Source organism: Mesorhizobium sp. M7A.F.Ca.CA.002.15.2.1 (assembly GCF_003998715.1).
GTDB lineage: Bacteria > Pseudomonadota > Alphaproteobacteria > Rhizobiales > Rhizobiaceae > Mesorhizobium > Mesorhizobium ciceri.
In genome coordinates this window covers 1-9,612 of record NZ_RZPI01000146.1, presented here as the reverse complement: position 1 = coordinate 9,612, position 9,612 = coordinate 1, and the positions used below count along the sequence as shown (strand labels likewise).

Genomic DNA, 9,612 nt, shown 5'->3' with positions numbered 1-9,612 from the left:
GACGCATTACGGCCGCATCTGCCCGATCGAGACGCCGGAAGGCCCGAATATCGGTCTGATCAACTCGCTGGCCACCTTCGCACGCGTCAACAAGTACGGCTTCATCGAGAGCCCGTACCGCAAGATCGTCGACGGCAAGCTGACCAATGACGTCGTCTATCTCTCGGCGATGGAAGAGGCCAAGCACCATGTCGCGCAGGCCAACGCCGAGCTCGACAAGAACGGTGGTTTCGTCGACGAATTCGTCATTTGCCGCAGTGCCGGCGAAGTGATGATGGCGCCGCGCGAAAACGTCGATCTGATGGACGTGTCGCCCAAGCAGATGGTGTCGGTGGCCGCGGCCCTGATCCCGTTCCTGGAAAACGACGACGCCAACCGCGCTCTGATGGGCTCGAACATGCAGCGTCAGGCCGTGCCGCTGGTGCGCGCCGAGGCGCCGTTCGTCGGCACCGGCATGGAGCCGATCGTCGCCCGTGACTCGGGCGCCGCCATCGGCGCCCGCCGCGGCGGCATCGTCGACCAGGTGGACGCGACGCGTATCGTTATCCGCGCCACCGAAGATCTCGATCCGGGCAAGTCCGGCGTCGATATCTACCGGTTGATGAAGTTCCAACGTTCGAACCAGAACACCTGCATCAACCAGCGTCCGCTGGTTCGCATGGGCGACCGGGTCAACAAGGGCGACATCATCGCCGACGGTCCGTCGACCGAGCTCGGCGATCTGGCGCTCGGCCGCAACGTGCTGGTCGCGTTCATGCCGTGGAACGGCTACAATTACGAGGACTCGATCCTCCTGTCCGAACGCATCGTCGCCGACGACGTCTTCACCTCGATCCACATCGAGGAGTTCGAGGTCATGGCGCGCGATACCAAGCTTGGACCGGAGGAAATCACGCGCGATATCCCGAACGTCTCGGAAGAAGCGCTGAAGAACCTCGACGAAGCCGGCATCGTCTACATCGGTGCGGAAGTTCAGCCGGGCGACATCCTGGTCGGCAAGATCACGCCGAAGGGCGAAAGCCCGATGACGCCGGAAGAGAAGCTTCTGCGCGCCATCTTCGGCGAAAAGGCGTCCGATGTGCGCGACACCTCGATGCGCATGCCTCCGGGCACATTCGGCACCGTCGTCGAGGTGCGCGTCTTCAATCGCCACGGTGTGGAGAAGGACGAGCGCGCCATGGCGATCGAGCGCGAGGAGATCGAACGCCTCGCCAAGGACCGCGACGACGAGCAGGCCATTCTGGACCGTAACGTCTACGCGCGTCTTTCCGACGTGCTCGTCGGCAAGGAAGCGATCGCTGGACCGAAGGGCTTCAAGAAGGGCTCGACGCTGTCCAAGGATACGCTCGACGAGTATCCGCGTTCGCAGTGGTGGCAGTTTGCCGTGGAGAACGAAAAGCTCCAGAGCGAGCTGGAAGCGCTGCGTGGCCAGTACGACGATTCCAAGAAGGCGCTCGAGCAGCGTTTCATGGACAAGGTCGAGAAGGTCCAGCGCGGCGACGAAATGCCTCCGGGCGTCATGAAGATGGTCAAGGTCTTCGTGGCCGTGAAGCGCAAGATGCAGCCCGGCGACAAGATGGCCGGCCGTCACGGCAACAAGGGTGTCGTGTCGCGGATCGTTCCGGTGGAGGACATGCCTTTCCTCGAGGACGGCACGCATGCCGATATCGTGCTCAACCCGCTGGGTGTGCCGAGCCGCATGAATGTCGGCCAGATCCTGGAAACGCATCTGGGCTGGGCATGTGCGGGCATGGGCAGGAAGATCGGCGAGCTGATCGACACGTACAAGGCAGCCGGCGACATCAAGCCGCTGCGCAAGACGCTCGAGAGCTTCATCCCGGCCAACGACCGCAACGAGCCGGTTCGTGACTATGACGACGAGAGCATCGTTCGCCTCAGCGAGCAGATGCGCCGCGGCGTCTCGATCGCGACCCCGGTGTTCGACGGCGCGCATGAGGCTGACATCAACATCATGCTGGAGCAGGCGGGCCTGCACAGCAGCGGTCAGTCGCAGCTCTATGACGGACGCACGGGCGAGCCGTTCGATCGCAAGGTGACGATGGGCTACATCTACATGCTCAAGCTTCACCATCTCGTGGACGACAAGATCCACGCGCGTTCGATCGGTCCGTACTCGCTCGTCACCCAGCAGCCGCTGGGCGGCAAGGCGCAGTTCGGTGGCCAGCGCTTCGGCGAGATGGAGGTCTGGGCGCTGGAAGCGTACGGCGCCGCCTACACGCTGCAGGAAATGCTGACGGTGAAGTCCGACGACGTCGCCGGCCGTACCAAGGTCTACGAGGCGATCGTGCGTGGCGACGACACCTTCGAGGCCGGCATCCCGGAGAGCTTCAACGTTCTCGTCAAGGAAATGCGGTCTCTCGGCCTCAACGTCGAGCTGGAGAACACCAAGCTCGACGACAACCCTGTCCGGCTGCCCGACGCGGCCGAGTAAGGCAATGGCGCGCCACGGCTGTCCGCGGCGCGCCTCGAGCATGATCCCGAAAAGTGGCTACCGGTTTTCGGACAGGATCATGCTCAACCAGGAAGAATTCGACGGCCAGTGGCCGACAAAGACGGCGGGCGTTTGGCTCGCGACTAGATGCAAGGGATCTTCGAGGATCCCGAAAAGGAGAACGGCATGAACCAAGAGGTCATGAATCTCTTCAATCCGCAGGCGCCTGCGCAGGTGTTCGATTCCATCCGGATATCGCTTGCCAGCCCTGAGAAGATTCTGTCCTGGTCTTTCGGCGAGATCAAGAAGCCGGAGACCATCAACTACCGCACCTTCAAGCCGGAGCGTGACGGTCTGTTCTGCGCGCGCATTTTTGGCCCGATCAAGGACTATGAGTGCCTGTGCGGCAAGTACAAGCGCATGAAGTACAAGGGCGTCATCTGCGAGAAGTGCGGCGTCGAAGTCACGCTGTCGCGCGTTCGCCGCGAGCGCATGGGCCATATCGAGCTGGCGGCACCGGTCGCCCATATCTGGTTCCTGAAGTCGCTGCCGTCGCGCATCGGCACGCTGCTCGACATGACCCTGAAGGACATCGAGCGCGTCCTCTACTTCGAGAACTACATCGTCACCGAACCTGGCCTCACCGCGCTGAAGGAGCACCAGCTGCTCAGCGAGGAAGAGTACATGATCGCCGTCGACGAGTATGGCGAGGATTCGTTCACCGCCATGATCGGCGCCGAGGCCATTCATGACCTCCTGGCCGGCATGGACCTGGAGAAGATCGCCGGCGACCTGCGTTCGGAACTGGCGTCGACCACCTCCGAGCTGAAGCAGAAGAAGTATCTGAAGCGGCTCAAGGTCGTCGAGAACTTCATGGAATCCGGCAATCGTCCGGAATGGATGATCATGAAGGTGGTTCCGGTGATCCCGCCGGACCTGCGTCCGCTCGTCCCGCTGGACGGCGGCCGCTTCGCCACGTCGGATCTGAACGATCTCTATCGCCGCGTCATCAACCGCAACAACCGCCTGAAGCGGCTGATCGAGCTGCGCGCCCCCGGCATCATCGTGCGCAATGAAAAGCGCATGCTGCAGGAAGCCGTCGATGCGCTGTTCGACAACGGCCGCCGCGGCCGCGTCATCACCGGCGCCAACAAGCGCCCGCTGAAGTCGCTGTCCGACATGCTCAAGGGCAAGCAGGGCCGGTTCCGTCAGAACCTGCTCGGCAAGCGCGTCGACTATTCCGGCCGCTCGGTCATCGTGACCGGTCCGGAGCTCAAGCTGCACCAGTGCGGCCTGCCCAAGAAGATGGCGCTCGAACTGTTCAAGCCCTTCATCTACGCCCGTCTCGACGCCAAGGGTTACTCCTCGACCGTCAAGCAGGCGAAGAAGCTGGTCGAAAAGGAGCGTCCGGAAGTCTGGGATATCCTCGACGAGGTCATCCGCGAGCATCCGGTGCTGCTGAACCGTGCGCCGACGCTGCACCGTCTCGGCATCCAGGCGTTCGAGCCGATCCTGATCGAAGGCAAGGCGATCCAGCTGCACCCGCTGGTCTGCACGGCCTTCAACGCCGACTTCGACGGCGACCAGATGGCCGTTCACGTGCCGTTGTCGCTGGAAGCGCAGCTTGAAGCCCGCGTGCTGATGATGTCGACCAACAACATCCTGCACCCGGCTTCCGGCGCGCCGATCATTGTGCCGTCGCAGGACATGGTTCTGGGTCTCTACTATCTCTCGATCGTCAACCAGAACGAGCCGGGCGAGGGCATGGTGTTTGCCGACATGGGCGAACTCCAGCACGCGCTCGAGACCAAGGCGGTGACGCTGCACTCCAAGATCAAGGGTCGTTTCCGCACGGTCGACGCCGAAGGCAAGGTCGTGTCGAAGATCCATGACACCACGCCTGGCCGCATGATCATCGGCGAGCTTCTGCCGAAGAACGTCAACGTGCCTTACGAGACCGCCAACCAGGAGATGACCAAGAAGAACATCTCCAAGATGATCGACACCGTCTACCGCCACTGCGGTCAGAAGGAGACGGTCATTTTCTGCGATCGCATCATGGCGCTCGGCTTCAGCCATGCCTGCCGCGCCGGCATTTCGTTCGGCAAGGACGACATGCTGATCCCGGATGCCAAGATCAAGCTGGTCTCCGACACCGAGGCTTTGGCCAAGGAATACGAGCAGCAGTACAATGACGGTCTGATCACGCAGGGCGAGAAGTACAACAAGGTCGTCGACGCCTGGGCCAAGTGCTCGGAAAAGGTCGCCGACGAGATGATGGCCCGCATCAAGGCGGTCGAGTTCGAGGACAATGGCCGTCAGAAGCCGATGAACTCGATCTACATGATGTCGCACTCCGGTGCGCGTGGCTCGCCCACCCAGATGCGCCAGCTTGCCGGCATGCGCGGCCTTATGGCCAAGCCGTCGGGTGAAATCATCGAGACGCCGATCATCTCGAACTTCAAGGAAGGCCTGACCGTGCTCGAGTACTTCAACTCGACCCACGGCGCCCGCAAGGGTCTGGCCGACACCGCCTTGAAGACGGCGAACTCGGGTTACCTCACCCGTCGTCTGGTCGACGTGGCGCAGGACTGCATCGTCAACTCCGTCGACTGCGGCACCGACAAGGGCCTCACCATGCAGCCGATCGTCGATGCCGGTCAGGTCGTTGCTTCGGTCGGCCAGCGCGTGCTGGGCCGTACGTCGCTCGACGACATCACCCATCCGGTGTCGGGCGAGATCCTGGTCAAGGCCGGAACGCTGATGGACGAGCGTGACGTGGAACAGATCGAAAAGGCCGGCGTCCAGTCGGTCCGCATCCGCTCGGCACTGACTTGCGAAGTCAGGGTTGGCGTCTGCGCGGTCTGCTACGGTCGCGATCTGGCCCGCGGCACCCCGGTCAACCAGGGCGAAGCCGTCGGCGTCATCGCGGCGCAGTCGATCGGCGAGCCGGGCACCCAGCTCACCATGCGTACCTTCCACATGGGCGGTACCGCGCAGGTGGTGGACAGCTCGTTCCTTGAAGCCTCGTATGAGGGCAAGGTCGAGATCCGCAACCGCAACGTGGTGCGCAACTCCGACGGCCAGCAGATGGTCATGGGCCGCAACATGGCGGTGCTGATCCTCGACGAAGCCGGCAAGGAGCGCGCCTCGCACCGTCTCACCTATGGTTCGCGCATCTTCGTGGACGATGGTGACAAGGTGAAGCGCGGCCAGCGTATCGCCGAGTGGGATCCCTACACGCGTCCGGTCCTCACCGAAATCGAGGGCAGGGTGTCGTACGAGGATCTGGTCGACGGCATTTCCGTTCAGGAAACGGCCGACGAGTCGACCGGCATCACCAAGCGTGAGGTCATCGACTGGCGCTCGACGCCACGTGGCAACGACCTGAAGCCGGCGATTGCGATCCAGGACGCCAAGGGCAAGGTCGGCAAGCTGTCCAAGGGCGGCGACGCCCGCTTCCTGCTCTCGGTCGAGGCCATTCTTTCGGTCGAGCCGGGTTCGCAGGTTCGCCCCGGCGACGTTTTGGCGCGTATTCCGATGGAAAGCGCCAAGACCAAGGACATCACCGGCGGTCTGCCGCGTGTTGCCGAGCTGTTCGAGGCACGTCGTCCGAAGGATCACGCCATCATCGCCGAGATCGACGGCACGATCCGCTTCGGCCGCGACTACAAGAACAAGCGTCGCATCATCATCGAGCCGCATGACTCGACGCTTGAGCCGGTCGAATACCTGATCCCGAAGGGCAAGCCGTTCCATCTCCAGGACGGCGACGTCATCGAGAAGGGCGACTACATCCTCGACGGCAACCCGGCGCCGCACGACATCCTGGCGATCAAGGGCGTGGAGGCACTTGCTTCCTACCTCGTCAACGAGATCCAGGAAGTCTACCGTCTGCAGGGCGTGTCGATCAACGACAAGCACATCGAGGTGATCGTTCGCCAGATGCTGCAGAAGGTCGAGATCACGGTGCAGGGCGATTCGACCTACATCCCGGGCGATCATGTCGACGTGATCGAACTGGAAGAGGTCAACGAGCGTCTGGTCGAGGACGGCAAGAAGCCGGCCGAAGGCCTGCCGGTGCTGCTCGGCATCACCAAGGCATCGCTGCAGACGCCGTCCTTCATCTCGGCCGCCTCCTTCCAGGAGACGACGCGAGTGCTGACGGAAGCTGCCGTTGCCGGCAAGACCGACATGCTGCAGGGCTTGAAGGAAAACGTCATCGTCGGCCGGTTGATCCCGGCCGGTACCGGCGGCACGATGAGCCAGATCCGGCGCATCGCCACCTCGCGCGACGAACTGATCATCGACGAGCGCCGCAAGGCCTCGGGTGCGGAAGTCGCCGAGCCGATGCTGGCCGACATGACCACCGCCGCGCAGTAAGCGCGGACGGCAACGATCTCAGGCAATAAGGCCGTCGGGGCAACCCGGCGGCCTATTTCTTTGTGCTATTCGGACACCCTCTCGAAGCGAAGCAGATCGCCCGGCTGACAGTCGAGATAGTCGCAGATGCGCTCCAGCGTGTCGAACCGGATACCCTTGACCTTTCCCTGCTTCAAAAGGGAAAGATTGGCCTCGGTGATGCCGACATATTCGGCCAGGTCCTTTGACTTCACGTTTCGTTCGGCGAGGACGACATTGAGCCTGACCCTTATGGGCATGAGCTGATCCTCATCAGATGAATTGCGCGTTTTCTTCGGCGAGTGCCGATGCCTCGGCCATGACCCAGGTGATGACAGCGACGATGCAAGCTGCCAGCAAGGTCAGCATCGTGTCGCTGTCGAGACCGAGCGTCAGCCGGTGCTGGCCGGCAGGCGCGTCCCAGCTGAGCAGAACGGACAATGCCGCCGCCGAAACCGGTTTCAGCAAGGCGGATGCCAGCAGGCCGAGGCCAAAGTATCGCAAATTGCTGATGGCGCCCTGACCGAAGAAGTTGCCGGACGCGAAAGCGCCGAAGCAGCGCCTTGCGGCCATGAGCGCGAAGACGAGGCAGGCAAGCGGCACGAACGAGATCGCGAACCCGACCAGTCTTCGACCGAGGCCAAGCTCGCTCAGCCATTCCTGTGGGATTTGCGCATCGGCCGCGATCGAACTGGCGGAGACGCTGAGCCAGTAGAACAGCAGACCGATGGTCAGCAATATGGCGAGGACGACAAAACACCTCGCCAGCACTAGGCTGAAAAGTCGGATGCGTCTCAATCTAAGCTGGCGGGCAGGATCGGCAGGGACAGCCGTGATGACAGGTTCAATCATCGCCGTTATCACTCCATTGTAATGAATTATCGTTTTACAATAATTTGTTTATGCGTAATGATGATTCTTGTCAATTCCTCATCACAGGAGAAACCTATGCCTTCGTTCAAACGCCGGATTGCCGTGGCAGCCATCGCGATTGTCGCCGCGTCCATAACGCCTTTTGCTGCCATCGCCCTCCCGTCGACCGCGACAGGCCGGATATCGGTGGGGCAGGTGATGGAAATGCTCGACAAGGCCGACACCAGCCCGGTCGCCAGGCAAACGCTGGTCGCCTATGTCGCCGGGGTTGGCGAAGCCGCCGGCGTGATCGCCGACACGATCGGCAATGGCGGCCTCGTTTCCTGCAAGAGTTCTTTCAGCCTGGATACACGAGCGGTGCGCGCCGCCCTTGAAGCGGGCGCCCCTCGTCAGGGTAACTGGTCTCAGACACCGGCGACGCCACTGATCATTGCCGACATGGTCAAGCGTGCCGGTTGCAGGACCAGGAATTGAGCCTGGCGATCCGCTGGTTCTCAGTCGCGCGACAATCCTGTCGCGCGACTATTCCCAACCTGCGACCCCCGCGCGCGATCAGCGAGTGCGGTTCCAGAGCTCAATCGAAAAACGCCTCGACTACGTTGCGCTTGCCGAGCATGAAGGCGTCAGCGACATGCTGGAGCGGGGCCAGATCGACATCGGAAACGCCGGCGCGCACGATCTCGGCGAAGCGCTTGTAGAGCATCGGATATTCCGCTTCCGGCTCTTCGTGAATGAGCTTGCCATCGATGGCGAGCTTCGAGCCGCCGCCCGACAGCACCATGGCGCCCTTGTCGGTGTCGGCCAGGATGTCCCAGCTTTGCGGGCCTGTCTGCAGCCAGTCGAGGTCCATCGTCACCGGCAGGCCATTCGAGGTGCGGAAGGTGACGCGCGCGGCAACCGGGGAGGCGCGGTTTTCGGGAAAGTCGAGCACCGCCGAGGTGATGAACATGGCCGGCAGGATATGGGTGGCAATCGACAGCGCGTTGATGCCGGGATCGAAGACGCCAAAACCGCCGGGAGCCCAGATCCATTCCTGGTTCGGGTGCCAGCGGCGCACATCCTCTTTCCAGTTGATGGCAGCCGAGCGGATGCGGGCTGAACTTAGAAAAGCACGTGCGGCCTCGACGGCCGGCGCATAGCGCGAGTGCCAGCTGGCGAACAGCGAGACGCCGTTGTGCGCAGCCAATGTCTTGAGGTCTTCGACCTCGCTGACAGTAGCGCCTGGCGGCTTCTCCAGGAAGACATGCTTCTTTGCCGTCAGCGCCGTCCGCGCCGCGTCGTAGCGGAATTGCGGCGGCATGCAGAGCGAGACGGCCTCGAGCTCGGCTACGGCGTCGAGCATGGCTTCGATGGTGGGGAAATTCGGGATGTCATCCACCTTGCCGTGACGGCTGGCGGCCGCGACGAGGCGATAGTCCTGGTCTTTCGCCAGGGCCGGCAGGTGCTGGTCGCGGACGATCTTGCCGACGCCGACGATGCCTATCTTGATGGGCTGGGACATGGCCGCTCCGTCTGTTTGATGATGGTGATGGCTTCTTATCAGAACACTTGCCCCGGGCAAGCCGAAGCCGAGCAGCCAAGCTCAGCCTTCCCTTAGCGGCAGCACATTTGTCGGCTGGGAAGGCCTCGGTCGCCGATTCGGTTCGGCAGTCGATTCGAAAGCTGGACCGGGGTCAGATCGGCACGTCGAAGGTAACGATCGACACTTCGCCTTCGAGCGCGCCCTGGAAGGCGGAAATATGCGGCTCTTCGTCGGGGATGCCGTCCATGTCGCCGATCTGGTCGAGCTCGGCCTCGGCGTAACCTTCGGCGGCAAGCGATTCGAGCGCCCGGCGCACCGCCGAATCGTCGTCGGGCGCAACCAGCATGACGTGGACGCCTTCCGG

Annotated in this window: 7 protein-coding genes; 3 read left to right on the top strand and 4 right to left on the bottom strand. The window is 62.5% G+C overall.

Annotated elements, in window-relative coordinates:
- Window positions 1–2,452: DNA-directed RNA polymerase subunit beta (gene rpoB, locus ENZ74_RS11215; RefSeq protein ID WP_127312779.1), on the top strand; the 2,452-nt coding region annotated here is incomplete at its 5' end.
- Window positions 2,453–2,638: 186 nt separating this feature from the next.
- The gene (gene rpoC / locus ENZ74_RS11210) at window positions 2,639–6,835 is read left to right on the top strand and encodes a DNA-directed RNA polymerase subunit beta' (protein WP_013531415.1); all 4,197 of its coding nucleotides are present in this window, start codon (window positions 2,639–2,641) and stop codon (window positions 6,833–6,835) included.
- 65 nt (window positions 6,836–6,900) lie between these two features.
- On the opposite strand, the gene ENZ74_RS11205 is transcribed toward rpoC, so the two are convergent.
- Together ENZ74_RS11205 and ENZ74_RS11200 are read right to left on the bottom strand one after the other, a co-directional pair.
- Window positions 6,901–7,113: a helix-turn-helix transcriptional regulator gene (locus ENZ74_RS11205; protein ID WP_013531416.1), complete on the bottom strand. Its 213-nt coding sequence runs from the start codon at window positions 7,111–7,113 to the stop codon at window positions 6,901–6,903.
- A 13-nt stretch (window positions 7,114–7,126) separates the two neighbouring features.
- Window positions 7,127–7,705, bottom strand: coding sequence for a DUF2975 domain-containing protein (locus ENZ74_RS11200; RefSeq protein ID WP_063168071.1), 579 nt, complete (start codon window positions 7,703–7,705; stop codon window positions 7,127–7,129).
- A gap of 96 nt (window positions 7,706–7,801) precedes the next feature.
- Between ENZ74_RS11200 and ENZ74_RS11195 the strand changes: the two genes are divergently transcribed.
- A complete protein-coding gene (locus ENZ74_RS11195) occupies window positions 7,802–8,200 on the top strand; it encodes a chlorophyllide reductase subunit BchY (RefSeq protein ID WP_013531418.1) in 399 nt (132 codons plus the stop codon).
- Window positions 8,201–8,300: 100 nt separating this feature from the next.
- Here the strand turns inward: ENZ74_RS11195 and ENZ74_RS11190 are convergent, their stop codons facing one another.
- Both ENZ74_RS11190 and ENZ74_RS11185 read right to left on the bottom strand, forming a co-directional pair.
- A complete protein-coding gene (locus ENZ74_RS11190; RefSeq protein WP_013531419.1) occupies window positions 8,301–9,227 on the bottom strand; it encodes a Gfo/Idh/MocA family oxidoreductase in 927 nt (308 codons plus the stop codon).
- A 172-nt stretch (window positions 9,228–9,399) separates the two neighbouring features.
- Window positions 9,400–9,612 (bottom strand): transcriptional regulator (locus tag ENZ74_RS11185; protein ID WP_127312778.1); only part of this gene is annotated, 213 nt, incomplete at its 5' end.

Excerpts from the sequence above, each read along its gene's own strand:
- rpoC (WP_013531415.1), top strand. The coding sequence starts at position 2,639 with ATGAACCAAGAGGTCATGAATCTCTTCAATCCGCAGGCGCCTGCGCAG.
- ENZ74_RS11205 (WP_013531416.1), bottom strand. The coding sequence starts at position 7,113 with ATGCCCATAAGGGTCAGGCTCAATGTCGTCCTCGCCGAACGAAACGTG.
- ENZ74_RS11190 (WP_013531419.1), bottom strand. The coding sequence starts at position 9,227 with ATGTCCCAGCCCATCAAGATAGGCATCGTCGGCGTCGGCAAGATCGTC.
- ENZ74_RS11195 (WP_013531418.1), top strand. The coding sequence starts at position 7,802 with ATGCCTTCGTTCAAACGCCGGATTGCCGTGGCAGCCATCGCGATTGTC.
- ENZ74_RS11200 (WP_063168071.1), bottom strand. The coding sequence starts at position 7,705 with ATGATTGAACCTGTCATCACGGCTGTCCCTGCCGATCCTGCCCGCCAG.